Origin of the sequence: Gallaecimonas aegicerasi, assembly GCF_045291545.1 — a bacterium.
Taxonomy (GTDB): Bacteria; Pseudomonadota; Gammaproteobacteria; order Enterobacterales; family Gallaecimonadaceae; genus Gallaecimonas.
On the sequence record NZ_CP149514.1, the window covers coordinates 2,608,346 to 2,633,829 of the forward strand.

The following is a 25,484-nucleotide window of genomic DNA, read 5'->3' on the forward strand; positions in this document are numbered from 1 at the left end:
AAGGGGTCATACCCCTGGTGGGTTGAAATCCTGAGTGAGGGTTCCGCCATCTGTCAGGTTGAGCTCATAGCTCAGCCCTGCTGGGTTTGGAATAGTTAGCCCTTCATAGGTTTCCGGCTGATCATTGATGCCATCACAGGAGAAGGCCACGGTGTAATCGCCCGGCATCAGCAAGCCAAACTGGTAGGTGTAAGGGTCTGTTGTGGCCGGGTTGCCATCATCTGCCAACGTTACCGCCACCGAGGCCACCGGCGCGGTAGCATCGCTGGGTACACCACTGGCACCGGTATCAAAATCATCTGCCAGGTTAGTCAGCCCATGGCCGCTATACAGGTACACAAAGCCATAGTTACTGCTGTCAGTGCCGGTATTACAGCTGGTAGCCAGGTTGGCGGCTACGGTACCGCCAATTTGCCCCAGCACCGCGGTGTTTTTCAGTGATACGCCACGGGGCTTGAGAATATAACGCTGCGGGCCTGGGTTATAGGTCATGGCTTTGCGCAGGTTGAAGTCGATGGTAAATGCCAGCTGCCCGCCCGCACTGGCATCAAAGCCGCCGATTTTCAGGGTGTCGGATGGCACTTTCAGATCGTAAGTACCACCATTGGCATCAACAAAGCTGGCGCTGCTGCTGGTGTCGTCGATGTTGAGAATGATGTCACTGTAATTGGCAGCCGGAATAGTGGCGCCATCAAGGGCCAGGTAGGTTGTGCCACCTTGATAGTCCAGCAAATTCAGCTGCAATGGCTGGCCAGTGCTGTCTGTCACCGGCAGTACCACATCAGCACCACCGTCAGCCCGTTTCAGGGTCAGGCTTTTCACCGTTACTACCACTTTACTGGCGTTATCCACAGGGGCATCGCCGATAGCGATGGACAGGTTGGCACCTTGCACCTGCGGTGTGTCACTACTGCTGCCACCACACCCTGTCAGGGCCATGGCTGCGCACAGCGGCATAAGCAATTTGGATTTCATGTGCTTACCTCTTTTATGTTTTAAACGCATCGCTAACCATAAAGAGGGTAACTGACGTCACCCTGACACCGCCGGCTAAAGCGGCAATATCTGGCCATACATTTAAGCGCTATTCACAGAACGAAAGCCAAGGCATTGGCCCGCCTGGTAAGCAATGAAGCGCTATGATGCGGGTGGGTAGCCCAGATAATCCGGCACCTTTTTGCTGTATTTACCCTGCACCGACTGATAAAAAGCCGCGATCTGGGCCAGATCAGTCGCCATATCATCTCCTGGGTAGATAGGTTCACTAATCACAAAACACTTTTTCTGATAATCAAAACCCACCAGCACATAAGGCACGGCCGCTGCTTTGGCAATGTGATAAAAACCCAGCTTCCAGCGTGTTACCGGGCTACGAGTGCCTTCAGGCGCCAGCCCCAGTACAAAGCCTGGTTCATTTTTAAAATAGGCCACCACTTGTTCCACAAGATTATTCTGCTGATGGCGATGTACCGGATAACCCCCTAACCACCGGAAAAACCAGCCCACAGGAAAACGAAACAGTTGGTGTTTACCCAAAAAACGAATGCGCTCACCCAGCGCAGTACGGGCCAGGATGCCCAATACAAAGTCCCAGTTGGATGTATGCGGCCCGGCAACCAGTACGTAGGACTGCCCTTTGGGGAGCTTCCCCTGTACCTGCCAACCAAGCTGGCGCATCAGCCAATTCGCCAAAGTATGGGTCATTTTTGCTCTCCCAGTAGCGCCGCCCAGTCCGGGGCGCGGGTCAGGGGGGCCGGGGTGCCGGCTTCAATGCGTAAATACCCCCTTGCCAGCTCGTTGATAAGGGCCTGGCGCACATTAGTTTGGGTAAAGGCATCTGCGGCCATCGGCAAGGCCCGCAGGCGCAACCAGCTTTGCCGCCCTTGGGTGCGAGCCAGTTGCAGCCCCAGCAGGAGCAGTTCACTCAGCGGCGCCAGCTCTGTTACCCGGGTCAGGTGCGGGAACAAGGGGAAGTCCAGCTCCAGTATATGAAGGCCATTGAGCCCCGGTACTTGTTGCTGCAGTTGGGCGTACAGTGCAGTGAAAACGTCCTGGCCTAACGGCGCCTCAGCCTCTGGCAAGACCACCAGGTAATGGAAACTGTCTGGTTCACCGATAAACAGTGCCTCCGGGAAGGCGGCTTGTAAGGCCTCAGCCATGGCTTTTTGCATACCGGCACCGGTCTGATAGCCGGTGCTGTAAAACGGCTGCTGGCAAAAAACCGGGCTCAGGTAACGCACCCGCAAGCGGGTGGCACTGGGTAGGTGTTGCGCCAAGCGGGTAAAGGTTTCTTCGCCGTACGGCAGCCCGGAGTGAGGCCGCTTCGGTAACGATGACGGAACAGGCCGACGCCGCCACAGTAATACCGCACTGCTCCCCAGGCCCGCTGCTGCCAACAGCGCCACTAGCCATAACCAGCGTGGCGCCAGCGGTGTCGGGACGGGGGGGGCCGGCTTCGCCGGTGCCTGACTGGCCTTTAAAAGCCGTAACTCAACGTCATGCTTGGCTTTTTGCAACAGTGCCAGCCGTTCGTCCATCAGGGTCGCATAGGCCTGCCAGTGCGATACCGCCGCAACGCCACTGAGTAACAAGGCCAGCGCCTTATGGGCCTTGGCAACACGTGCCAGCTGCACCGGGCTGCTGTCTGAGGTTTGTAAGGTGATGAGGGTTTGCAGGTAGCCAATCGCCTGGGCCGGGTGGCCTTGTTTTTGGGCGATCTTGGAAGCAAGTAATAAAGCCGCCATGCGTTGATAAACCAAGCGAGCCTTTTTTTCTTCCCGCAGAGCAACTTTGATGTAGTACTCCGCTTCATCCAACTGGCCCAATGCTAAATAGGTTTCTGCCAAATTAGATGCTGCGATGCCCCACCAGTTGGTTTGATCCGAGTGAGCCAGCAAGCCATATACCGAGAGCAATGCATCAGTTGCTTGAGAATACTGCTTTTCTTGACTCATGAGATACGCTAATGAAAAAGCCGCTCGAGCCTTGACCGTAACGTCATTAGATTGTGCAGCTATATCGCTGGCCTGTGCCGCTAAATCTATATAAGGCTTACCCATACTTTGGCGAATAGATGCTAAATCGCTTAGCGCATAAACTAACGCACGGTTGTTATGAGTTTGGCGAGATAATGCAATTGTTTTATTGAGTATAGGCTCAGCTTTACCATCCAAATGAAACTCCCGATAAGACGATCCCAATGTAGCCAGTGCACTCGCCAATAACTTTTTATCTTTTATCTGGCGTGCCAACTTGACCGATTGCTCGCTCACAGCAATAGATTCAGGCATATAACCTATATAGAAATACAAATTACTCATCTGTATCAGGCAGCGAACCAGGGGAGCCCTGGGCGTGTGGTGCCGAAGCTTATCCAGTCCCGCCTCCATCATCCGTTTGCCTGTATCAAAGTTCCGATCGAGCCGGGCAGTTAATTCTCCGGCAATGCATTGGTAATGACCTAACTGCTCCCCCTCCAAGGCGTTACTGTCAACTTGAGATAACCACTGCCGGGCTTGCGGATAATTACGGGCCATCATCGCCGCTTCCGCCTTATTCAATGCCTCAGGGGGCGCAGGTTTGGCGATGGCCAGGGTACTCATTAACCACAACAGGCCGGTAACCATGCGCAGCATGGTGCGGTTCATGATGTTTCACCCAGTAGCGCTGCCCAGTCCGGGGCGCGGGTCAGGGGGGCCGGGGTGCCGGCTTCAATGCGTAAATACCCCCTTGCCAGCTCGTTGATAAGGGCCTGGCGCACATTGGCTTGGGTAAAGGCATCTGCGGCCATTGGTAAGGCCCGCAGGCGCAACCAGCTTTGCCGCCCTTGGGTGCGAGCCAGTTGCAGCCCCAGCAGAAGCAGCTCACTTAGCGGCGCCAGCTCTGTTACCCGGGTCAGGTGCGGGAACAAGGGGAAGTCCAGTTCCAGTACATGAAGGCCATTGAGCCCCGGTACTTGTTGCTGCAGTTTGGCGTACAGTGCAGTGAAAACGTCCTGGCCTAACGGCGCCTCAGCCTCTGGCAAGACCACCAGGTAATGGAAGCTGTCTGGTTCACCGATAAACAGTGCCTCCGGGAAGGCGGCTTGTAAGGCCTCAGCCATGGCTTTTTGCATACCGGCACCGGTCTGATAGCCGGTGCTGTAAAACGGCTGCTGGCGAAAAACCGGGCTCAGGTAACGCACCCGCAAGCGGGTAGCACTGGGTAGGTGCTGCGCCAGGCGGGTAAAGGTTTCTTCGCCGTACGGCAGCCCAGAGTGAGGCCGCTTGGGTAACGATGACGGAACAGGCCGACGCCGCCACAGTAATACCGCACTGCTCCCCAGGCCCGCTGCTGCCAACAGCGCCACCAGCCATAGCCAGCCGGGCGCCAGCGGTGCCGGGGCGGGGGGGGCCGGCTTCGCCGGTGCCTGACTGGCCTTTAAAAGCCGTAACTCAACGTCATGCTTGGCTTTTTGCAGCAGTGCCAGCCGTTCGTCCATCAGGGTTGCATAGGCCTGCCAGTGCGATACCGCCGCAACGCCACTGAGTAACAAGGCCAGCGCCTTGTGGGCCTTGGCAACACGTGCCAGCTGCACCGGGCTGCTGTCTGAGGTTTGTAAGGTGATGAGGGTTTGCAGGTAGCCAATCGCCTGAGCCGGGTGGCCTTGTTTTTGGGCGATCTTGGAAGCAAGTAATAAAGCCGCCATGCGCTGGTCAATTAACTTCGCCCGCCTTTCTTCATTGAGCGCAACATTAATGTAATATTCCGCTTCATCTAACTGACCTAACCCCAAATAAAGTTCAGCCAGATTAGACGCTCCTGTACCCCACCAATTTGTTCTTTTTGATGCAGCCAATTTGCCGTATACAGAAAGTAAAGCATCAACGGCTTGAGACTTCTGCCCTGACCCATCCAAGACCATAGCTAATGCAAATGCTGCTCTAGCTTTGATTGTTACATCTGACGACTTACTAGCAACCTCAGTCGCCGATACAGCATCATCAAGAAAAGGCTTACCCAAGATTTGGCGAATAATAGCCAAATCAGCTAAAGCACCAACTAAAGCATATGTATCATGAGTCTTACGGGCTAAGTGGCTGGCTTCTTCAAGCACAGGTTCGGCCTGACTGTATAGATCGAGTTCCCGATACAAGGAGCCTAATTCGGATAATCCTACCGCCAGTAGCCTCTTCTCTTTCAGTTTTCGTGCGAGCTTAACGGATTGCTTACCCATAACGATGGACTCTGGCACATAGCCCATAAAGGCGTAGAGGTTACTCATACTGATAAGACACCTCACCCTTACTCTGCTGACTGAGTGTTGCTGAAGCTTATCCAGCCCCGCCTCCATCACACGCAGCCCCACGTCGAATTGTCGATCAAGCCGGGCGGTTAATTCACCGGCAATGCATTGATAATGACCTAACTGCTTCCCCTCCAAGTCATTGCTGTTGATCTTTGCCAGCCAATACCGGGCTTCTGACCATGTGCGGGTCATTATGGCCGCCTCTGCCTTGTTCAGCGCATCAGAGGGCGTCGGCGCAGGTTTGGCGATGGCGAGGGTACTTATCAACCACAGCAGGCCGCTAACCATGCGCAGCATGGTGCGGTTCATGAGGACTCACCCAGTAGCGCCGCCCAGTCCGGGGCGCGGGTCAGGGGGGCCGGGGTGCCGGCTTCAATGCGTAAATACCCCCTTGCTAGCTCGTTGATAAGGGCCTGGCGCACATTGGTTTGGGTAAAGGCATCTGCGGCCATTGGCAAGGCCCGCAGGCGCAACCAGCTTTGCCGCCCTTGGGTGCGGGCCAGTTGCAGCCCCAGCAGGAGCAGCTCACTCAGCGGCGCCAGCTCTGTTACCCGGGTCAGGTGCGGGAACAAGGGGAAGTCCAGCTCCAGTATATGAAGGCCATTGAGCCCCGGCACTTGTTGCTGCAGTTGGGCGTACAGTGCAGTGAAAACGTCCTGGCCTAACGGCGCCTCAGCCTCTGGCAAGACCACCAGGTAATGGAAGCTGTCTGGTTCACCGATAAACAGCGCCTCCGGGAAGGCGGCTTGTAAGGCCTCAGCCATAGCTTTTTGCATACCGGCACCGGTCTGATAGCCGGTGCTGTAAAACGGCTGCTGGCGAAAAACCGGGCTCAGGTAACGCACCCGCAAGCGGGTGGCACTGGGTAGGTGCTGCGCCAGGCGGGTAAAGGTTTCTTCGCCGTACGGCAGCCCAGAGTGAGGCCGCTTGGGTAACGATGACGGAACAGGCCGACGCCGCCACAGTAATACCGCACTGCTCCCCAGGCCCGCTGCTGCCAACAGCGCCACCAGCCATAGCCAGCCGGGCGCCAGCGGTGCCGGGGCGGGGGGGGCCGGCTTCGTCGGTGCCTGACTGGCCTTTAAAAGCCGTAACTCAACGTCATGCTTGGCTTTTTGCAACAGTGCCAGCCGTTCGTCCATCAGGGTTGCATAGGCCTGCCAGTGCGATACCGCCGCAACGCCACTGAGTAACAAGGCCAGCGCCTTGTGGGCCTTGGCAACACGTGCCAGCTGCACCGGGCTGCTGTCTGAGGTTTGTAAGGTGACGAGGGTTTGCAGGTAGCCAATCGCCTGGGCCGGGTGGCCTTGTTTTTTGGCGATCTCGGTAGCCAGTAATAAAGCCGCCATGCGTTGCTCGATCAATTGGGCCCGTTTTTGTTCTCTGAGAGCCACTTGAATGTAGTATTTCGCCTCTTTCAATTGGCCCAATTTCAGATACAACTCAGCCAGGTTAGAGGCTCCTGTGCCCCACCAATTACTTTGACCTGAGCTAGCCAGTGAACCATATACTGACAAAAGGGCATCTACTGCCTGTGAATATTGTTTTTCCTTATCTAATACCTTGGCCAAACTAAAAGCGGCTTTTGCTCTTATTGCGACATTCTTTGATTGGTTGGCGGCTTCGCTAGCTTCTATCGCTAGATTGAGATAGGGCTTACCCAACGCCTGCCGAACAACAGCCAAATTGGTTAAGGCATCAACGAGAACAAAAAGATCCTTTGTATTACGAGCTAAGCGTACAGCTTTCGCTAAATACGGCTCAGCTTCGGCATAAAGGTAAAGATTTTCATAGGCATTACCCAGCACCCCTACTGCTCTTGTCAGCACCTGCTTATCATTGGTTTTTTTTGCGAGTACAACAACGCGCTGCGCCACAACAATGGCATCAGGGATTTGCCCAAAGTAAAGATGAAAATGGATCATATCTTCCATACATCGTAGATAAGGCCTACTTGGCAAATACTTTTTTAGCTTGGCAAGGCCAGCTTCCATCATCTGTTTGCCCAATTCATTTTTACGATCGAGCCGGGCAGTTAATTCTCCGGCAATGCATTGGTAATGACCTAACTGCTCCCCCTCCAAGGCGTTACTGTCAACCTGAGATAACCACTGCCGGGCTTGCGGATAATTACGGGCCATCATCGCCGCTTCCGCCTTATTCAAGGCCTCAGGGGGCGCAGGTGTGGCGATGGCCAGGGTACTTATCAACCACAGCAGGCCGCTAACCATGCGCAGCATGGTGCGGTTCATGAGGACTCACCCAACAGTGCCGCCCAGTCCGGGGCGCGGGTCAGGGGGGCCGGGGTGCCGGCTTCAATGCGTAAATACCCCCTTGCCAGCTCGTTGATAAGGGCCTGGCGCACATTGGTTTGGGTAAAGGCATCTGCGGCCATTGGCAAGGCCCGCAGGCGCAACCAGCTTTGCCGCCCTTGGGTGCGAGCCAGTTGCAGCCCCAGCAGGAGCAGCTCACTCAGCGGCGCCAGCTCTGTTACCCGGGTCAGGTGCGGGAACAAGGGGAAGTCCAGCTCCAGTATATGAAGGCCATTGAGCCCCGGCACTTGTTGCTGCAGTTGGGCGTACAGTGCAGTGAAAACGTCCTGGCCTAACGGCGCCTCAGCCTCTGGCAAGACCACCAGGTAATGGAAGCTGTCTGGTTCACCGATAAACAGCGCCTCCGGGAAGGCGGCTTGTAAGGCCTCAGCCATAGCTTTTTGCATACCGGCACCGGTCTGATAGCCGGTGCTGTAAAACGGCTGCTGGCGAAAAACCGGGCTCAGGTAACGCACCCGCAAGCGGGTGGCACTGGGTAGGTGCTGCGCCAGGCGGGTAAAGGTTTCTTCGCCGTACGGCAGCCCAGAGTGAGGCCGCTTGGGTAACGATGACGGAACAGGCCGACGCCGCCACAGTAATACCGCACTGCTCCCCAGGCCCGCTGCTGCCAACAGCGCCACCAGCCATAGCCAGCCGGGCGCCAGCGGTGTCGGGGCGGGGGGGGCCGGCTTCGCCGGTGCCTGACTGGCCTTTAAAAGCCGTAACTCAACGTCATGCTTGGCTTTTTGCAGCAGTGCCAGCCGTTCGTCCATCAGGGTTGCATAGGCCTGCCAGTGCGATACCGCCGCAACGCCACTGAGTAACAAGGCCAGCGCCTTGTGGGCCTTGGCAACACGTGCCAGCTGCACCGGGCTGCTGTCTGAGGTTTGTAAGGTGATGAGGGTTTGCAGGTAGCCAATCGCCTGGGCCGGGTGGCCTTGTTTTTGGGCGATCTTGGAAGCCAGTAATAAAGCGCCCATGCGTTGATCAATCAGTTTGGCCCGCTTTTCTTCTCTGAGGGCTACCTTAATATAATATTCGGCCTCATCTAATTTTTTGATTTTTAGATAGTATTCAGCAAGATTTGCCGCTGCTGTACCCCACCAACCAGTTTCACTGGAGTGAGCTAATACATCATAGACAGACAGCACGGCATCAATTGCTTGGGAATATTGACCTGCATCCTCCATCGCCTGTGCCAAGGTAAATGCCGCTTTCGCTTTTATCCATACACTGTTTGATTGTTCTGCCAACCCCCTAGCTTGTATCGCAAAGCTAAGGTAAGGCTTACCTAGTCGTTTACGTATCTCTGTATAGTCTGTTAGTGCATCAATCAGTACAAAGGTATTGTGAGTTTTCCTAGCCAAATTAATGGCTTCTTCCAGAACAGGCTCAGCTTCGCTATATAGATGAAAGTTTTCATATGCATTACCTAAAACACTCACAGCTCTAGCAAGCATCGATTGATCACCGAGCGCCCTTGCCGAAGTTACTGCACGACGAGCATACATAATGGCTTCAGGCATTAACCCTAGATGCATTTGTAACCTGACCATTGCAGTCATACAGCGGATATAGGGCCGACTAAGTGACTTTTGCTTTAGCTTATCCAGGCCAGCTTGCATCATCCGCATAGCCACATCAAAGTTCCGATCGAGCCGGGCAGTTAACTCTCCGGCAATGCATTGGTAATGACCTAACGGCTCCCCCTCCAAGGTGTTACTGTCGACCTGAGATAACCACTGCCGTGCTTCTGGCCATGTGCGGGCCATCATCGCCGCCTCGGCCTTATTCAAGGCATCCGGCTCAGACGGTTGCGGCGATGCCCAGAGCGGGGCGGCAACCAGTAGCAGTATCAATAACAGTAAACGCATGAGGCAATAACGACAGACAACAATGAACACCCATAGTACTCAGGCGTACTTGCACTGTCAGTAAGTCGTTTTATTGTAGGAAGTTTTTACGCCGTGTATGGTGCAGACTCCATTGCCATTAAGCTGAATCACCATGGATTATCTTGCTGTTAAACACCTGCACATGGCGCTGGCCGCCGTTACCTTGTTACTGTTTCTGTGGCGTGCCGTAAAACAGCTGCGCCAGCCCGGCAGCTTGCCCCGCTGGGCGCGTTTCGTACCGCATATCATTGACACTTTATTGCTGGCAGCCGGTATTTACCTGGCGGTGCAACTGCACCTGTCGCCCATGTCCAGCAGCTGGATCGCCGCCAAGATCATTGGCCTGGTGCTCTACATTGGCTTTGGGACTTTTGCTATCAAGCGGGCGCGCAGCACCCGCGGGCGGTTGCTGGCTATCGCTGGCGCACTGCTCATCTTTGCCTACATTGTGGGCGTAGCTTTTACCAAGTCTCCCTGGCTTTAAGGAGGTCATATGGCCCAGTGGCTGAATGCCCGTGTCGCCGGGCGCCGTGACTGGACAGAGACACTGTTCAGCCTGCAGTTGCAGGCGCCCCCTTTCGATTTTGTCGCTGGCCAGTTTGTGCGGCTGGGGCTGACGTTGCCCAACGGCCGGGCGCAACGTGCCTATTCTCTGGTTAACCCCCCCGGGGCAGCACTACTGGATGTGCTGGTAACCAAAGTGGATGACGGCAAACTGACACCGGCTCTGCATCAGTTGCAGGTAGGCGACAGCCTGGAAGTGTCACAACCTGCCAGTGGCTTTTTCACACTGAATGAAGTGCCGGATGCTGACCGTTTGTGGTTGCTCGCCACCGGCACCGGAATTGGCCCGTTTTTATCCATACTGGGTACGGATGAGCCATGGCAGCGCTTTCGCCGGGTACACCTGGTGCATGGCGTTCGCCAGCAGGCCGACCTTGCCTACCGCCAGCAAATTGAACAGCTGGTTGAACGCCGTGGTGGCCAGTTGCGCTACCAGCCGGTGGTTACCCGCGAAACAGTGCCCGGCGCCCTGAACGGCCGCTTACCAGCACTGTTGAAAACAGGTGAACTTGCCGACGCTTTAGAGGACAAACTGGACACAGATTGCCAGTTGATGCTGTGTGGCAATCCAGAGATGATCCGTGACGCCCAAACGGTGCTGGCAGAGCAGGGTCTGAACAAAAACCTGCGCCGCCAGCCCGGCCATGTCACCGTAGAGCAGTACTGGTAAGGAGATTGAATGCACGCCGACCCGCAGCCCCGGTCCGAACAGGACAACCGCAGTAAAACCCCATGGGTAATTGTCATTACCCTTGTGCTGGCCGCCATCTTGGTGTGGGCATTCTGGCCCGCTGCCACACCGCCCCAGTCATCGTCTGACAAAGCCATGCCACTGCCAAAACCGGTTCTGGATGAGGCTATTGCTGCAGCAAAACAACAGCCGCAGCCAACCGCCCCGGCAGAGCCGGCCACCACCCCCGCACCGCAACCGGCTACCGACCAGCCAGCAGCGCAACCAGTGGCCAAAGCCAGCAAGCCTGAGCCGGCGGCCAAGCCACTTCCCAAACTTAACGACAGTGACCCGGAGATCCGCGCGGCTCTGACGGCTTTGCTGCCGGCCAAGGCGCCAGTGGATCTGTCACAATCGCAGCTGGTGCGTAAAATCACCCAGCTGGTCACCACGGCTGCCGACGGCTACCTGCCGCTGCGCCAGCGGCTGATCGCCACGCCGCAAACGCAAATGCAGGTGGTACAGGACGGTGACACCATCTACCTCGACAGCGACAGCTACCACCGATTTGACCGCTACGCCAACACCATTGCGGCCACTAGCACTGAGGATCTGCTGCACTTCCTGCACACTTATGGGCCGCTGTTCCAGCAAGCCTTTAGTGAGCTGGGGCTGCCCAAAGAGGCCTTTACTGACAACCTCAAGCAGACACTGGATTTGTTGCTGGCCACCCCAGAGCCGCAAGAACCCATCAAGCTGGTGCAGCCCAAAGTACTGTATCAGTACGCAGATCCAGCGCTGGAAAAGCTCAAACCGGTGCAAAAAATCCTGCTTCGCATGGGCCCGGATAATCGCGCCAAAATCAAAGCGAAACTGGCGGCTCTGCGCCAGGCCCTGAAATAACGCCCATCACCAGGCAGCTGGCAGGCTGCCTTGCTTACCGACGTAAGCGACAACGCAGCGATACTGAAACCATAAAAAAAGCAGCCCGAAGGCTGCTTTTTGTTTGCCGTAAAGGCTCTTACCAGATCTTCACCCGCTTGTTCGGCGGCAGGTAAAGTTTGTCACCCGACTTCACATTGAAGGCTTTGTACCAGGCATCCAGGTTGCGTACCGTCAGCGCCCGGTACATACCCGGCGCATGGGCGTCGGTAGCAATACGCTGGCGCAGCGCCTGATCACGCATCTTGGTGGCCCAGGTTTGCGCAAAGGCGATGAAGAACCGCTGATCACCGGTCAGGCCGTCAATAACCGGCGCCGGCTTGCCATGCAAGGAAGCATGGTAGGCATCCAGCGCGGCGGCCAGGCCCGCGACGTCGGCAATATTTTCACCCAGATTGAGCTTGCCATTAACGTGCAGGTCCGGGAACGGCTTGTAGGTGTCAAACTGCTCCGCCAGCGCTTTACCCTGCTCGGCAAAACGTGCGTAGTCAGACTTGGTCCACCAGTTACGCATGGCACCTTTGGAGTCAAAGGCGGCACCGTTGTTATCGAAGCTGTGGCTGATTTCATGGCCAATGACCGCGCCAATGGCGCCATAGTTGTAGGCCGCATCTGCTTTGGCATCAAAGAACGGTGGCTGCAAAATACCGGCAGGGAAGTTCAGGGCGTTTTGCACAGGCAGGTTCACGGCGTTGACGATCTGCGCGTTCATCCACCACTCATGGCGGTCCATCGGTTTACCCAGCTTGCCCAACTGCTGCTCGGTTTTCACCTTTTCACCGTTCACTTCGTTGGCGTAAGCATTGCTGGGGCTGACCTTATAGTCAGCGTAGCTGCGCCAATGATCCGGATAGCCAACACCAACAATCAGTGAATTGACTTTCGCCAGCGCTTCTTTCTTGGTGGACGGTGCCATCCAGTCCAGGGCTTTTACGCGGCGGCCGAAAGCAGCAATGATCTGATCGGTCATGGCTTTCACCCGTGCCTTGGCAGAGGCCGGGAAGTAGTTTTTCACATAGGCTTCACCAACCGCATCGCCCAGGTATTCATCCAGCGCGCTCAGTGCCCGCTTGTCACGGCTGCGTTGCTGCGGAGTACCTGAGAGCGTTGTGCCATAGAAGGCGAAGTGCGCTTGGTCGATGGCACTCGGCAGCACATCAGCGTGGCTGTTGATCTGATGGAATACCAGCCAGTCTTTCCAGGCTTGTAGCGGCTCGGAGGCAACCAATGCCGCCAGCTTGCCAATAGCCCCCTCGGAATAAGCAGCAAATTCCTGCTGCTGGCCCAGGTGAGCAGCCTTGAAGAAAGCACCCCAATCAATGCCCGGCGCCTTTTTGGCAAAGTCACTGCGCGTCCACACCGCTGATGACTTGGCAAAGTCTTCGGTTTGCTCGCGGCTTACCTGCGCCTTGGCGATTTTGGTCTCCAGCGCAAAGATACGCTCGGCACGTTCGCTGGCATGGTCAATTCCGGCGGTTTTCAGCAGCTTGGCAATGTATGCCCGGTACTGGCCGCGGATGGTCTTCATCTTCTCTGACGATGACAGGTAGTATTCCCGCTCCGGCAGCCCCAGGCCCCCTTGCAGAATGTAAGGCAGTACTTTTCCTGGCGTGGCCAAGCCTTGGGTAACAAACAACCCAAACAGGTTTTCGGTAAAGAAGTTAGTGGCGTTCAGCGGGTCAACATCAGCACGGATGTTGCTGCCCAGTACCGCTGACAGTTGCTGGCGGTTACTGATCGCCTGATAACGGGCCAGATCAGCGGCTACCGGCTTCATACCGGCAGCATTAATAGCGCTGGTGTTAACGTACGCCTTGTAGAAATTGGCAATACGCGCATCATCGCTGCCCGCCGGGTGGTGGCTGTGCACCAGCTTTTGGATCAGCGCTTCACGGTGCTTCTCGGTGGCGTTGAAGGCCTCCATGAAAGAGCCGGTGCTGGAACGGTCAGCAGGAATGGTGGTGCGCTTCATCCAGCGGCCATTGGCGTACTGGTAGAAGTTGTCACCGGGGGTGACGCTTTTGTCCATGGCACTGAGATCAATGCCGATATCGGTTTTATGCTTGGCCATGGCGGCGCTGTCAGCGGCCTGGGCGGCAAAGGTGGCGGCGCCACCAACAACGGATACGCCCGTCACCAGGACGGTTGCCCAACGTTTCAACATACGACTTACCCTGTTGGCTACAAATCGGCGTTACCTTAACGTCAATTTCTCCGGCCCACCAATCAAATACGCCCAATCTGTGATGCAACGCGACCACCGGCCGGGTTACCGGGCAGCCCCGTGCGGGCGGTTTCTGCGCCATAATAGCCGTTTCTTTTTTATACAAAGTTACCTAAGATGGCGCCCGGTGACGCCCCCAAGGAGCCTCCATGAAACCCGGACACACCGGCTTGAAACGTCTGATCCTGGCAACCCGATATTCATGGCAAGGGTTGCGCGCCGGCTGGCGCGCTGAAGCCGCCATACGCCAGGAAATGCTGCTTATTCTGGTGGCTGTGCCAGTGGCCTTCTGGCTGCCGGTATCAGGGCTGGAACGGGCCTTGATGATTGCCTCAGTATTGCTGGTGCTGGTGGTCGAATTACTGAACTCTGCCATTGAGGCGGTAGTCGACAGGGTCGGCAGCGATCATCATGAGCTGTCTGGCCGGGCTAAAGATATGGGCTCGGCGGCGGTCCTGATCACCTTGCTAATGGCGGCTCTGGTCTGGACCGGCATTTTATGGGGTGCTTGATGCTGGCGCCACTGACCGGGCTACCCAAAGCGGACAGCGGACAGCAAAAACGGACAACTCCACCACCACACCAGGAAATAAAAACCTTATAATTCAATAAGTAAATATCTGGCACAGTCTTTGATTAAGGTCCTGTAACCAAGGAGGACCCATGATCCAAGACACATCCGGCCAGGACGTCGTACTGCAACGACGGCCCCCTTACAAAAAATGGCTGACCGCCTTGTTGGCGCTGGTACTGCTGGCTGGCCTCGGCTGGGCCATTACCGGTTGGCGCAACAATGCCGGCGCTGACGCCGTGGCGTCTCGCCAGGATCTGCGTCTAGCGAAAGTCACGCTGGCAGATATTGAGCGTGACATCAGTGTTCAGGGCCGCGTGGTTGCCGCTAATAGCCCGACGCTCTACAGCCCGGCTCAGGGCATTGTCACCTACCGCATCAAGGCCGGTGACAGTGTTGAAAAAGGCCAGATCATCGCCCAGGTCGACAGCCCCTCGCTGACCTCCGATCTCAAGCAGGAACAAGCCAACCTGGCCCGAATGCAGGGTGAACTGGAGCGCCAGCAAATCCAAGCCAAACGCCAGACATTGGATAACCAGCAAGCTGCTGATCTGGCGCAAGTGGATCTGGAAGCGGCAAAGCGGGAAATGCGCCGCGCCGAACGTTCCTGGAAAATGCGGGTGATCAGTGAAATCGATTTTGAAAAGGCCAAAGACGAGCTGGCCCGCGCCAAGCTGCGCGCCCGCCAAAGCCAGCAAAACGCCAAGCTCAGTAGCGAAATGGCTGCCTTTGAAACCAAGAACCTGCAGTTGCAGGTAGAGCACCAGCAACTGCAAGTCGCCGAGTTACAACGCCAAAGTAACGAACTCAATGTGCGCTCGCCGGTAGCCGGCATGGTTGGGAGCCTAGCACAAAACCAGAAGTCCGCCGTTACCGCCCACCAGGCACTGCTGAGCGTCGTGGATCTATCCAGTTTTGAAGTCGAAGTGCAGGTGCCCGATAACTACGCCGATGATCTCGGCCTGGCTATGCCGGTAGTAGTGAATGTTAACGGCAAAGACTGGCAGGGTGAGGTCGCCGCCATCAGCCCAGAAGTGATCGGCAGCCAGGTTACCGCGCGCTTGCGCTTCAAAGGCAACAGCCCCGGCAACCTGCGCCAGAACCAGCACCTGACCGCCCGCATTTTACTGGAAAGCCGTAACCACGTCCTGGCCCTGCCCCGTGGCGCTTTCGTCGATGCCGACGGCGGCCGCTATGTCTTCAAGCTCGAAGGCAATAAAGCGGTACGAACCCCTATTCGCCTGGGCGCCATGGGCCTCAAGCAGGTTGAAATTCTCGACGGCCTCAAAGCCGGCGATACCGTCATCGTCTCTGATACCAGCCGCTTTAAAAAAGCGAACACACTCCTTATTACCGAATAAGAGGGATACCCTATGTTGCAGATGGACCAAATTCGTAAGATCTACCGCACCGAAATGATCGAAACCCATGCCCTGCGTGACTTCAGCCTGGCAGTAACAGAAGGGGAGTTTGTAGCAGTAACCGGCCCATCTGGCTCCGGTAAAACCACCTTCCTCAACACTGCCGGCCTGTTAGAAAGTTTTGATAGCGGCACCTACATGCTTGATGGCGTGGATGTATCCAACCTCAAGGACAGCGACCGCTCACGGCTGCGCAATGAAAAGATTGGCTTTATTTTTCAGGGGTTCAACCTGATCCCCGATCTCAACCTGTTCGACAACGTTGACGTGCCGCTGCGCTACCGCGGTTTTAGCGCCAGGGACCGCAAAGCCCGTATTGAAGAAGCACTGGAGCGCGTTGGCCTGGCCGCCCGGCGCCAGCACCTGCCGTCACAGTTATCCGGGGGCCAGCAACAACGGGTTGCCATTGCCCGCGCTCTGGCAGGTAACCCGGCCTTTTTGCTGGCAGATGAACCGACCGGCAACCTGGACTCACTGATGGCACGGCAAGTAATGGAGCTGCTGGAAACCATCAATCAGGCTGGCACCACCATCATCATGGTGACTCACGACCCGGATCTGGCCCGCCGCGCCCAGCGCAACATCCAGATTGTTGACGGGGAAGTGTCTGATTTTGCCTTCGACCAGGCCCGTCGCGCCTGAGGAGCCGAGCATGTTGACTTACTATTTTCGACTGGCCTTGCTGTCTATTCGCAAGACACCAGTGATGTCGGCACTGATGGTATTGGCCATTGCCGTCGGCGTGGGGGTAGCCATGACCACCCTGACCATTCAGTACATGTCGTCCAAGAACCCGCTGAGTGACAAAAACAGCGTGTTGTACGCAGTACAACTGGATAGCTGGGGGCCGGACAGACCCTACAACAGCACCAGCAACGAATTGCCGGATCTGCTCACCTATAAAGATGCCATGGCGTTGTTGCGCTCTGACATTCCGGTACATCAGGCCGCCATGCATCGCTACGGTGGCGCTGTGCAGGTACCCAACAGCGATATTCCTGCCTACCTGGCTGACACCCGGGTCACCACCAAGGATTTCTTCACCCTCTTTGATGTACCTTTTCTCTATGGTGGGCCCTGGTCAGCCAAGGCCGATAACGAACCGGTTTTCCAACTGGTGCTCAGTAAGAACCTGAATGACCGCCTTTTCCATGGTGAAAACAGTGTTGGCCGCACCTTGCTGATGGATGGCAAGCCCTTCACCGTTATCGGGGTGCTCAACAAATGGAGCATGACGCCCAAGGTCTATGACGTTAGCAATGATGCCCTGAGCGACGTAGAGGAACTCTATATGCCGTTTGGCCTACACCGCACCCTGAAAATGGCCAGTTGGGGTAATACCAACGGCTGGAAGCATGAAGAGCTGAGCAGCTACGCGGATTTTCTCAACTCCGAACAGATCTGGCTGGAATACTGGGTACAACTGCCCGACGCGGATGCCAAAGCCCGTTATGAGCAATTTCTCAGTGCCTACATCGCCCAGCAAAAAGCCCATGGTCGCTTCCCCAGTAAACGCACTCCCCGTTTTGCCCTCAGTCACCCTGACCAATGGCTGCAGATAAACCACGTGGTCAGCAACGAGAGTAAAGCCATGAGCCTACTGAGTCTGGCCTTCCTGCTGGTGTGCATCATCAATACGGTGGCGCTGCTGCTGGCCAAGTTTTTGCGCAAGGCGCCGGAAGCCGGAGTGCGCCGGGCACTGGGTGCCAGCCGGGCCGCCATCTTCGCCCAGCACCTCATTGAAAGCGGCTGCATTGGCCTGTTCGGCGGCCTGCTCGGCATTGGCATGACCTTGCTGGGCCTGGGCGGTATCAAGCTGTTGATCCCGGATCAAATAGACAAAGTGGCCCGTATGGACTGGGTCATGCTGCTGGCAGCGATTGGCCTGGCCATTGTCGCCAGCTTGTTGGCAGGCCTCTACCCGGCCTGGCGGATCGGCCGCACCAATCCGGCCTACTACCTCAAAACCCAGTAAGGAGAACGACCATGTGGCATACCGGCCCCATATTACGCGCCCTGTGGCGCAACAAGGTAGGCGCCCTGCTGGTAATAGTGCAGATGGCCCTGACCATGGCCATTGTCAGTAATGCGCTGACCATCATTGATGATCATCAGGCACAAATAGATCAACCCACTGGCATGGCTGACAATGAGCTGTTTAGTGTCAATGCTTATCCCACCGTTAAACAGCCGCTGGACCCAGGCAAGGTGCAGCAGGACCTCGATAGCATCCGGGCGCTGCCGGGGGTCATTGATGCCGCGCTGATCAACCAGGTTCCGGTGTCCGGCAGTGGCTCCTCTTCCGGTTTCAGGCCCGCAGCCAGTGAACGCGGGCGTGACCATGTTGGTGCCAATATCTATAACGCCAGCACCAGTGTGGTACATACCCTGGGGCTCAAGCTGGTTAAAGGCCGTGACTTTACCCCCGCAGATTTCCACCAAACCACCACCACCGACACCCATGATGCAGCCGTGGCTATTATCAGCCAGCAGATGGCAGACCAGCTATTCCCCGGCAAAGACCCTATCGGCCAGTCCATTACCCGCGACAACGGCCTGATAGAAGTGGTTGGCGTGGTAAAGACCATGCTCGGTGCCTGGCCTAGCTGGAACAACGCCGGCAATGTCGTGATCACCCCGGACTTCATTGCCGATGCGCCGATGCCCCGCTACATCATCAGGGTCAAGCTAGGGCAACGGAGCGAAGTGATGAAGAAAGTCCCGGAGCTGCTGCGCAGCATCGACCCCAATCGGGTGATCATGGGGGTGCGCACCATGAACGAATGGAAGCAGCGGGTCTATGCCTCGGATATCTTCATGGTCGGCGCCATGAAAGCCTGTATCACCATATTGGCACTGATCACTGCCCTTGGTATCAGTGGCCTGACTGTGTTTTGGGTTAACCAGCGTCGTAAACAGGTTGGCACCCGCCGGGCGTTGGGCGCCACCAGAACGGATGTGGTGCGTTATTTCCTGGTGGAAAACGGCATGCTTTCACTGCTGTCGACGGTGCTGGGCACCGGTCTGGCACTGGCATTGAACCACCTTCTGGTGCAGCATTACCAATTACCGGCCATGCCCGTGGGCTACCTACTGGTGTCTATTGGTGCACTGCTGGTACTGGGCCAGCTGTCGGCCCTGATGCCCGCCGTCAAAGCGGCACAGATCTCACCGGCAACGGCCACAAGGAGTGTATAGGCGCACTATGGACCGCATTCTCATCATTGATGACAACCCGGCAGTAGGCCAGGCACTTAGCCTGCTGCTACAGGTCAATGGCCTGGAAGCCGAAAGAGCCCTGACGCCTCAGGCCGGCCTGGCCAGGTTGGCGCAGGGCGACATCAGCCTGGTGATCCAGGACATGAACTTCAGCCAGGACACCACCAGTGGTGAAGAAGGCAAAGCCCTTTTTTTTGCCATCCGCGACCAGTACCCGGACTTGCCAATCATCCTGCTCACCGCCTGGACCGAGCTGGAAATGGCCGTCACGCTGGTCAAGGCGGGTGCCGCTGACTATCTGGGTAAGCCCTGGGATGACGCCAAGCTCATCGCCACCGTCAAGAACCTGCTGGAGCTGGCAGAACTCAGTCAGCAGCAGCAGGCCTGCCAGCGCACCCTGTCGCAACGGCGCCAGGCGCTGGCAGCCAAGTTCGACCTGGCCGGCCTTATCTACCAGTCAGACAGCATGCAACGGCTGGCAGAAATGGCAACGCAAGTTGCCCGGGCCGAGGTGCCGGTGCTGATCACCGGCCCCAATGGCGCCGGCAAAGAGAAAATCGCAGAGATCATCCAGCGCAATTCCAACATTGCCGATGCCCCTTTTATTCGGGTCAATGCCGGCGCCCTGCCGCTGGAACTGATGGAAGCCGAACTCTTTGGTGCCGAACCCGGCGCCTATACCGGCCTTACCAAAACCCGTATTGGCCGCTTTGAAGCGGCAGATGGCGGCACTCTGTTTTTGGACGAGATCGGCAATTTGTCGCTGTCAGGGCAAATGAAACTGCTGCGCGTACTGCAAACCGGTGAGTTTGAACGCCTCGGTTCTACTCAGACCCGCCGGGCCAGGGTGCGCCTGATCTCCGCCACCAACAGTGACTTGCCAGCAGCCATCCGCGAAGGCCGCTTTCGTGAAGATCTCTACTACCGGCTGAACGTCATTGAGCTGCGCCTGCCACCACTGCGGGAGCGGCGCGAAGACATACTGCCGCTGGCTCGCCACTTTCTGGCTGGCCGCGCCATGACTCTGGACGCCAGCCGGGCGCTGGAGCACCACGACTGGCCCGGTAACGTCAGGGAACTGGAAAACTGCCTCAAACGCGCTGCCTTGCTGGCGCCCGGCGAGCACATTGACGCAGCCGACCTGAACCTGCCGGCGCCACGGCAAAGCCGGCCCCGGCCAGTCTTTGAACCGGATGAAGCGCAACTGCGCCAGGCTTTGCAGGACGCACCCTCTATTGCTGAAGCCGCGCGCATGCTGGGTTTGTCGCGTCAGGCGCTGTATCGGCGCCTGGATAAATACGGCATCACTCCGCCATGAGCCTGGAAGGCAAGTTATCGCTGGTCTTGCTGGCCAGCCTGCTGACCCTCGCCGCCACTGCCGGTTTATTGCTGACGCTGGCCTGGCCATTGTGGCTAAGCCTGCTACTGGGGCTACTGGCAGCACTACTGACCGGCTTGTTGTTGGGCCGCCGGGTGACCGCCCGTTTGCATAAGGGGTTGGCCGCCCTGACAACCGGCCTGCTCAACTTCAAAGACAACGACTTTTCCGTGTCGCTGACCCACCATGGCAAGGACGAACTGGCCCAGTTAGCCCAGCTCTACAACGACGCGGCCCAGAAGTTGCGCGCCGAGCGAACGCATATCTACCAGCGCGAACTGATGCTCGATACCGTATTGCAAAGCTCGCCCCTGGCTTTACTGCTGTGTGACGACAAAGAACGTATGCTTTACGCCAATCCCGCTGCCCGGCAGTTACTGGCAGATGGTCGTGCCATTACCGGTTTGCGCCTGCAACAACTGACCCTGCCCGAAGCCCTGCTCGACGCCATGGCGGCGCCCCAGGATGGTCTCTTTACCCTGCCGCAGGAACCTGACCCAGAGATCTGGCATCTGTCGCGCAGCCGTTTTCAACTCAATGGCCAACGCCACCAGCTGTATCTGTTCAAGCAACTGACCCGGGAACTTAGCCGCGCAGAAGTCAGCACCTGGAAAAAGCTGATCCGGGTGATCAGCCACGAACTCAACAACTCTCTGGCACCCATTGCTTCTATGGCCAATACCGGCCGCCAGTTACTGGCAAAACCGGACATCGCCCTGCTGAAACAGGTGTTCGACACCATCAGCGAACGCAGTGAACACCTGCATCGTTTCTTGCAAAGTTATGTCCGTTTCGCACGGCTCCCCAGCCCTCGCCAAGAAGCCATTCAATGGCAGCCGTTACTGGCAAAATTGCAGGAGCTGGTGCCTTTTCAGATCAGCGAACCGCTGCCCAGTGCCGCCGGCTGGGCTGATCCGGCCCAGCTCACGCAGGTTTTGCTCAACCTGCTGAAAAATGCCGCCGAGGCCGGCTCACCCGCCAACGATATCCAACTGGCAATCCGCCAGCAGGGCCAATGGCACTGTCTGGAAGTCAGTGATAAAGGCAGCGGCATGAGCGAAGCCGTACTACACCAGGCCCTGCTGCCGTTTTATTCCACCAAAAAAGACGGCACCGGTCTGGGGCTGGCATTGTGCCGGGAAATCGCCGAAGCCCATGGCGGCCGGTTAAGTCTGGAAAACCGCCCCGCGGGCGGCTTGCGGGTGCGGATTTGGTTGCCCATGGCGAGTCGCTGAGTATACCCGTCGGCTCACCCGGCCAAACCGCTAGCCGCTTCAAACAGCAGCTGTAAAGCTAGTAATGTCAGTACCACCTGAAACAGGCGATGAAAGCGCTGCTCCGACAGCCGACCCAGCAACCTCAACCCCAGCCAGGTACCGGCCAGCCCAGCCAGGAACATCGCCAAAATCAACCGCCACCAGTCAGCAAAGGCAAAACCGGCCAAGCCGAATACCAGCGCTTTGGGCGCATGCTGCACCACCATGGCACCGGAAAAGGTACCCACCGCTTCAAAACGATCTTTCGCACGGGCTTTCACAAACGCTGCCACCAGTGGCCCGGATGCACCAACAAACAAGGTAATGAAGCCCGCCCCTGCCCCGGCCAAAGCCATAGCGGCATTGCCCAGCGCTTTTTTCGGCAGCGCCGGCCCCCAGCACAGATACAACACGAAAAAGCCGATGGCCAATTGCAGGGTATGGCCCGGTAGCTGTACCAGTAACAAACTGCCCAAGGCGGCGCCGAGCAAACTGGCAGGCACGAAAATAGCCAGGGTCGGCCAGTGGATATGCCGCCATGACAGCACCCCACGGCCCAGGTTGGAGCCGAGCTGCACCAAGCCATGCACCGGAATGATCGCCGCTGGCGGCAATGCCAGCGCCAATACCGCCACCAGTACCGAACCACCACCAACACCAAAGGCAGCAGAGATTAACGAGGTCAGCGCTGACAACAATGTCAGCCCCCAGAACAGCGGTTCCGTCAGGCTCATGGGCACAGCTCAGGTGACAAATGAGCAGCCATTATACCCTCAACCAACCAGGTAAGTGCCTGTACCAAAAGCGATATGATCGCCTTTTTCGTTATGCAGCTCCATCCGTGTCACCGCCACTTTATTGCCTGCCCGGATCACCTCGGCGGTCGCCACAAAACGCTCACCACGGCCGGGGCGCAGGTAATCCACCCGCATATCAATGGTGCCCATGCGGCCGAATTTGTCGGCCATGGCAAAACGCACTTCGGCGCCAGTTGCATCATAGCGGGTCACTTCCAGGCCCAAGAGCTGGTTAAAGGGCATTTGCTGGGTGAATAACTCGCCCACAAACTCGAGAATTTCCTGCTGCGTTAGCGGGGTGTTGTTAAGGCTCGTCAAGGCTCGCACTCCCTGTTGCCGGAAGTGTCGCCACTTCAGTTTGATTAATCGCCGGGTCACCGCCCACCAGAAAGACAATGGCCCCTCCTTGCATTACAATGGCCGCCGCTATGAGCATGTCCCAAGCCCCCGCTTTTGTGAAGTCCTCCGATGAGTCGCCGCACGACGTGCTGGCGAGGGTCTTCGGCTATGACCAGTTCCGCCCCGGCCAAGAGCAAGTGGTTGAGGCCGTACTGGCGGGCCGCGATGCGCTGGTGATAATGCCCACCGGTGGCGGCAAATCGCTGTGTTATCAGGTGCCAGCATTGCTGCGCCCAGGCACGGCCATTGTTATTTCGCCGCTGATTTCCCTGATGAAAGATCAGGTCGACCAGCTGCTGGCCATGGGCGTCAAAGCCGCCTACCTCAATTCCAGCCTGCCGCGCGACCGCCAGTTACAGGTGCTCAACCAGCTGCATCACGGCGAACTGGATTTGCTGTATGTGTCGCCGGAAAAACTGATGCAGGCCGATTTCCAGCAGCGCCTGTACGCCGTTCCGTTGAGTCTTTTCGCCGTTGACGAAGCGCACTGTATCTCCGCCTGGGGCCATGATTTTCGCCCCGAATACCGTATCCTCGGTGAACTGAAAGCGGCCTTCCCGCAGGTGCCGCTGATGGCCCTGACCGCCACCGCTGACCGTGCCACCCGCCTGGATATTCGTGAACGCCTGGCGCTGCACCAGCCCCTGGAACACCTGGCCAGCTTTGACCGCCCTAACATCCGCTATTTGGTGGTAGAAAAGTTCAAACCCTTCAGCCAGTTACTTCAGTATGTTAGCGGCCAGCGGGGCCAAAGCGGCATTATTTACGCAGGCTCTCGCAAGCGCGTTGATGATTTGGCCCAGCGGCTGCGCGGCCAGGGTTTTAATGCCGCCAGTTACCACGCCGGCATGAGCAACGACGAACGCCAGCATGTGCAGGAAGGCTTTCAAAAAGACGAAATCGACATCGTGGTGGCGACGGTGGCCTTTGGTATGGGCATCAATAAGCCGGATGTGCGCTTTGTGGTGCACTTCGATTTGCCGAAAAACATCGAGTCTTACTATCAGGAAACCGGCCGTGCCGGCCGCGATGGCCTGCCCGCCGAAGCCTGGATGCTGTTTGAGCCAGGCGATGTGGGCCGGGTCAGAAGCCTCATCGAGCTGTCTGAAAACGAAGACCAGCAGCGCGTGGAACTGATGAAACTCAGCGCCATGGCCGGCTTTGCCGAAGGGCTGACCTGCCGCCGCCAGGTACTGCTGAACTACTTCGGCCAGTACAGCGGCGAGCGCTGCGGTAATTGCGATATATGCCTGGACCCACCGCAGACCTTCGATGGCTCGGAGCTGGCAAAAATGGCCATGAGCTGCATTTACCGCTCCGGCCAGCGTTTTGGCGTGGCCCATGTGGTAGAGGTACTGCGCGGCGCCCAAACTGCCCGCATCAAGGAGCTGGGCCACGACCGGCTCAGCACCTGGGGCATTGGCAAACAGCACAGCCATGATTACTGGGTCAGTATTATCCGCCAGCTCATTCACCACGGTTTGGTCAGCCAGGATATTACCCGCCACAGCGCCCTGGCACTGACCGAGGCGGCCCGGCCGGTGCTCAAAAGTGAGCGGTCACTGACACTGGCGGTGCCAAGGCTGGTTACTCGCGTCAAACAAAGCCGCGCTACCGACAACAGTGCTGCCGACAAGGTGCTGTTTGCCCGCTTAAAGCGGCTCAGAAAAACCCTGGCCGACGAGTTTGACGTGCCGCCCTATGTGGTATTTAACGACGCCACATTGGCGGAAATGGCCAGCCATTTCCCCACTTGTGAAGCCGAGTTACTGGCCATCAGTGGTGTTGGCCAGACCAAACTCAGCCGCTACGGCGAGCCTTTTCTGGCGCTTATCACCGACTACCTCAACCAGCGTTAACTGTTAGGCCGGGACATCAAAGGCCAGAAAGCGGCTGCCACGGCTGGTTAACTGCAATTGCTCGCCGGCGCTGAGCTCGACACCATCACCAGGGCCAAAGGCGCCGGCAGCGCTGTCGAGCGAGCCCTCGATGATATGCAGGTAACGCACCCGCTTGGACGCCGCACTGAAGGTAACAGATTCCCCCGCAACCAGCTGAAACTGCGCTAGCTCGGCATCCTGGTTAATGGACAACAGCCCGCCTTTGCCGGCCAGCACCACCTTGCCGGCCTGCGCGGGAACATCCGCTTCCTGATAGCCTGGCGCCAACCCTTGGCTGTGGGGCTCAATCCAGATTTGCAGCAGGTGTACCGGCTCATCCGGTGAATGGTTGTATTCACTGTGGCGAATACCGCTGCCAGCCGACATCCGCTGAACCCGGCCGGGGGTAATAGTGCCTTCGTTACCAGCCGAATCCTGGTGGCTTAAAGTGCCGCTGAGCACCACCGTGATGATTTCCATGTCGTTGTGGCCATGGGTGCCAAAACCGGTGCCTGGGGCAATCACATCGTCGTTGATCACTCGCAGGGCGCCGCTACCCATCCAGGCCGGATCATAGTGCTGGCCAAAGGAAAAACTGTGCCAGGAATTAAGCCAGTTCAGCTGACTGTGCAGACGTTCTGCTGCCGGACGAATACGCATAACAGGTCT

Annotated in this window: 21 protein-coding genes; 11 read left to right on the top strand and 10 right to left on the bottom strand. The window is 57.2% G+C overall.

Annotation, left to right across the window (positions count from 1 at the left end):
• Positions 1-6: 6 nt before the first annotated feature.
• From WDB70_RS12825 to WDB70_RS12850, 6 genes are all read right to left on the bottom strand, one after another.
• A complete protein-coding gene (locus WDB70_RS12825) occupies positions 7-975 on the bottom strand; it encodes a DUF4382 domain-containing protein (RefSeq protein WP_406664951.1) in 969 nt (322 codons plus the stop codon).
• A gap of 162 nt (positions 976-1,137) precedes the next feature.
• Positions 1,138-1,704, bottom strand: coding sequence for a lysophospholipid acyltransferase family protein (locus tag WDB70_RS12830; protein ID WP_406664953.1), 567 nt, complete (start codon positions 1,702-1,704; stop codon positions 1,138-1,140).
• Positions 1,701-3,647 (bottom strand): tetratricopeptide repeat protein, encoded by a 1,947-nt coding sequence (locus WDB70_RS12835; protein WP_406664955.1) that lies wholly within the window; start codon positions 3,645-3,647, stop codon positions 1,701-1,703. Before WDB70_RS12835 ends, WDB70_RS12830 begins: the two co-directional genes overlap by 4 nt.
• Positions 3,644-4,687, bottom strand: a complete 1,044-nt coding sequence (locus WDB70_RS12840; RefSeq protein WP_406664957.1) for a hypothetical protein — start codon at positions 4,685-4,687, stop codon at positions 3,644-3,646. The genes WDB70_RS12835 and WDB70_RS12840 overlap by 4 nt, the downstream gene beginning before the upstream one ends.
• Before the next feature lie 905 nt (positions 4,688-5,592).
• Complete coding sequence (locus WDB70_RS12845; RefSeq protein ID WP_406664959.1) at positions 5,593-7,539, bottom strand: tetratricopeptide repeat protein; 1,947 nt, start codon at positions 7,537-7,539, stop codon at positions 5,593-5,595.
• Positions 7,536-8,579: a hypothetical protein gene (locus WDB70_RS12850; RefSeq protein ID WP_406664961.1), complete on the bottom strand. Its 1,044-nt coding sequence runs from the start codon at positions 8,577-8,579 to the stop codon at positions 7,536-7,538. The genes WDB70_RS12845 and WDB70_RS12850 overlap by 4 nt, the downstream gene beginning before the upstream one ends.
• Before the next feature lie 1,027 nt (positions 8,580-9,606).
• Between WDB70_RS12850 and WDB70_RS12855 the strand changes: the two genes are divergently transcribed.
• The 3 genes from WDB70_RS12855 to WDB70_RS12865 are packed head-to-tail and all read left to right on the top strand — an operon-like array spanning position 9,607 to position 11,631.
• On the top strand, positions 9,607-9,978 hold the full coding sequence (locus WDB70_RS12855; protein WP_406664963.1) for a SirB2 family protein: 372 nt from the start codon (positions 9,607-9,609) through the stop codon (positions 9,976-9,978).
• Between the two features lie 9 nt (positions 9,979-9,987).
• A complete protein-coding gene (locus WDB70_RS12860) occupies positions 9,988-10,728 on the top strand; it encodes a ferredoxin--NADP reductase (RefSeq protein ID WP_406664965.1) in 741 nt (246 codons plus the stop codon).
• Positions 10,729-10,737: 9 nt separating this feature from the next.
• A complete protein-coding gene (locus WDB70_RS12865) occupies positions 10,738-11,631 on the top strand; it encodes a DUF3014 domain-containing protein (protein ID WP_406664967.1) in 894 nt (297 codons plus the stop codon).
• A 118-nt stretch (positions 11,632-11,749) separates the two neighbouring features.
• Here WDB70_RS12865 and WDB70_RS12870 read toward each other — a convergent pair whose 3' ends face one another.
• Entirely contained in the window at positions 11,750-13,834 is a 2,085-nt protein-coding gene (locus WDB70_RS12870) for a M13 family metallopeptidase (protein ID WP_406664969.1), read from the bottom strand.
• 209 nt (positions 13,835-14,043) lie between these two features.
• Between WDB70_RS12870 and WDB70_RS12875 the strand changes: the two genes are divergently transcribed.
• The 7 genes from WDB70_RS12875 to WDB70_RS12905 all read left to right on the top strand — a co-directional run bounded on the left by WDB70_RS12875 (position 14,044) and on the right by WDB70_RS12905 (position 21,718).
• Positions 14,044-14,406 carry a diacylglycerol kinase gene (locus tag WDB70_RS12875; protein WP_406664971.1) on the top strand — a complete coding sequence of 121 codons (363 nt, stop codon included), beginning with the start codon at positions 14,044-14,046 and terminating at the stop codon, positions 14,404-14,406.
• Positions 14,407-14,557: 151 nt separating this feature from the next.
• The gene (locus WDB70_RS12880; RefSeq protein ID WP_406664973.1) at positions 14,558-15,826 is read left to right on the top strand and encodes an efflux RND transporter periplasmic adaptor subunit; all 1,269 of its coding nucleotides are present in this window, start codon (positions 14,558-14,560) and stop codon (positions 15,824-15,826) included.
• A gap of 12 nt (positions 15,827-15,838) precedes the next feature.
• Complete coding sequence (locus WDB70_RS12885; RefSeq protein ID WP_406664975.1) at positions 15,839-16,528, top strand: ABC transporter ATP-binding protein; 690 nt, start codon at positions 15,839-15,841, stop codon at positions 16,526-16,528.
• A 10-nt stretch (positions 16,529-16,538) separates the two neighbouring features.
• Entirely contained in the window at positions 16,539-17,861 is a 1,323-nt protein-coding gene (locus WDB70_RS12890; RefSeq protein WP_406664977.1) for an ABC transporter permease, read from the top strand.
• 11 nt (positions 17,862-17,872) lie between these two features.
• Positions 17,873-19,084: an ABC transporter permease gene (locus tag WDB70_RS12895; RefSeq protein WP_406664979.1), complete on the top strand. Its 1,212-nt coding sequence runs from the start codon at positions 17,873-17,875 to the stop codon at positions 19,082-19,084.
• 7 nt (positions 19,085-19,091) lie between these two features.
• Complete coding sequence (locus WDB70_RS12900) at positions 19,092-20,423, top strand: sigma-54-dependent transcriptional regulator (RefSeq protein WP_406664981.1); 1,332 nt, start codon at positions 19,092-19,094, stop codon at positions 20,421-20,423.
• Positions 20,420-21,718: a sensor histidine kinase gene (locus WDB70_RS12905; RefSeq protein ID WP_406664983.1), complete on the top strand. Its 1,299-nt coding sequence runs from the start codon at positions 20,420-20,422 to the stop codon at positions 21,716-21,718. The genes WDB70_RS12900 and WDB70_RS12905 overlap by 4 nt, the downstream gene beginning before the upstream one ends.
• A gap of 14 nt (positions 21,719-21,732) precedes the next feature.
• Here the strand turns inward: WDB70_RS12905 and WDB70_RS12910 are convergent, their stop codons facing one another.
• Positions 21,733-22,473, bottom strand: coding sequence for a TSUP family transporter (locus tag WDB70_RS12910; protein WP_406664985.1), 741 nt, complete (start codon positions 22,471-22,473; stop codon positions 21,733-21,735).
• A 39-nt stretch (positions 22,474-22,512) separates the two neighbouring features.
• Positions 22,513-22,932 carry a thioesterase family protein gene (locus WDB70_RS12915; RefSeq protein ID WP_406664987.1) on the bottom strand — a complete coding sequence of 140 codons (420 nt, stop codon included), beginning with the start codon at positions 22,930-22,932 and terminating at the stop codon, positions 22,513-22,515.
• Positions 22,933-22,970: 38 nt separating this feature from the next.
• Here WDB70_RS12915 and recQ point away from each other — a divergent pair, with 38 nt between their 5' ends.
• Complete coding sequence (gene recQ, locus WDB70_RS12920) at positions 22,971-24,794, top strand: DNA helicase RecQ (RefSeq protein WP_406668098.1); 1,824 nt, start codon at positions 22,971-22,973, stop codon at positions 24,792-24,794.
• A 3-nt stretch (positions 24,795-24,797) separates the two neighbouring features.
• Here the strand turns inward: recQ and WDB70_RS12925 are convergent, their stop codons facing one another.
• Entirely contained in the window at positions 24,798-25,475 is a 678-nt protein-coding gene (locus WDB70_RS12925) for a pirin family protein (protein WP_406664989.1), read from the bottom strand.
• Positions 25,476-25,484: the final 9 nt, after the last annotated feature.

Bases quoted from the DNA above. Each gene is read 5' to 3' on its own strand.
- WDB70_RS12860 (WP_406664965.1), top strand. From the start codon at position 9,988: ATGGCCCAGTGGCTGAATGCCCGTGTCGCCGGGCGCCGTGACTGGACA.
- WDB70_RS12840 (WP_406664957.1), bottom strand. From the start codon at position 4,687: ATGGCGGCTTTATTACTTGCTTCCAAGATCGCCCAAAAACAAGGCCAC.
- WDB70_RS12825 (WP_406664951.1), bottom strand. From the start codon at position 975: ATGAAATCCAAATTGCTTATGCCGCTGTGCGCAGCCATGGCCCTGACA.
- WDB70_RS12890 (WP_406664977.1), top strand. From the start codon at position 16,539: ATGTTGACTTACTATTTTCGACTGGCCTTGCTGTCTATTCGCAAGACA.
- recQ (WP_406668098.1), top strand. From the start codon at position 22,971: ATGTCCCAAGCCCCCGCTTTTGTGAAGTCCTCCGATGAGTCGCCGCAC.
- WDB70_RS12905 (WP_406664983.1), top strand. From the start codon at position 20,420: ATGAGCCTGGAAGGCAAGTTATCGCTGGTCTTGCTGGCCAGCCTGCTG.
- WDB70_RS12880 (WP_406664973.1), top strand. From the start codon at position 14,558: ATGATCCAAGACACATCCGGCCAGGACGTCGTACTGCAACGACGGCCC.
- WDB70_RS12875 (WP_406664971.1), top strand. From the start codon at position 14,044: ATGAAACCCGGACACACCGGCTTGAAACGTCTGATCCTGGCAACCCGA.
- WDB70_RS12925 (WP_406664989.1), bottom strand. From the start codon at position 25,475: ATGCGTATTCGTCCGGCAGCAGAACGTCTGCACAGTCAGCTGAACTGG.
- WDB70_RS12845 (WP_406664959.1), bottom strand. From the start codon at position 7,539: ATGAACCGCACCATGCTGCGCATGGTTAGCGGCCTGCTGTGGTTGATA.
- WDB70_RS12855 (WP_406664963.1), top strand. From the start codon at position 9,607: ATGGATTATCTTGCTGTTAAACACCTGCACATGGCGCTGGCCGCCGTT.
- WDB70_RS12885 (WP_406664975.1), top strand. From the start codon at position 15,839: ATGTTGCAGATGGACCAAATTCGTAAGATCTACCGCACCGAAATGATC.
- WDB70_RS12895 (WP_406664979.1), top strand. From the start codon at position 17,873: ATGTGGCATACCGGCCCCATATTACGCGCCCTGTGGCGCAACAAGGTA.
- WDB70_RS12910 (WP_406664985.1), bottom strand. From the start codon at position 22,473: ATGAGCCTGACGGAACCGCTGTTCTGGGGGCTGACATTGTTGTCAGCG.
- WDB70_RS12870 (WP_406664969.1), bottom strand. From the start codon at position 13,834: ATGTTGAAACGTTGGGCAACCGTCCTGGTGACGGGCGTATCCGTTGTT.
- WDB70_RS12835 (WP_406664955.1), bottom strand. From the start codon at position 3,647: ATGAACCGCACCATGCTGCGCATGGTTACCGGCCTGTTGTGGTTAATG.
- WDB70_RS12830 (WP_406664953.1), bottom strand. From the start codon at position 1,704: ATGACCCATACTTTGGCGAATTGGCTGATGCGCCAGCTTGGTTGGCAG.
- WDB70_RS12865 (WP_406664967.1), top strand. From the start codon at position 10,738: ATGCACGCCGACCCGCAGCCCCGGTCCGAACAGGACAACCGCAGTAAA.
- WDB70_RS12850 (WP_406664961.1), bottom strand. From the start codon at position 8,579: ATGGGCGCTTTATTACTGGCTTCCAAGATCGCCCAAAAACAAGGCCAC.
- WDB70_RS12900 (WP_406664981.1), top strand. From the start codon at position 19,092: ATGGACCGCATTCTCATCATTGATGACAACCCGGCAGTAGGCCAGGCA.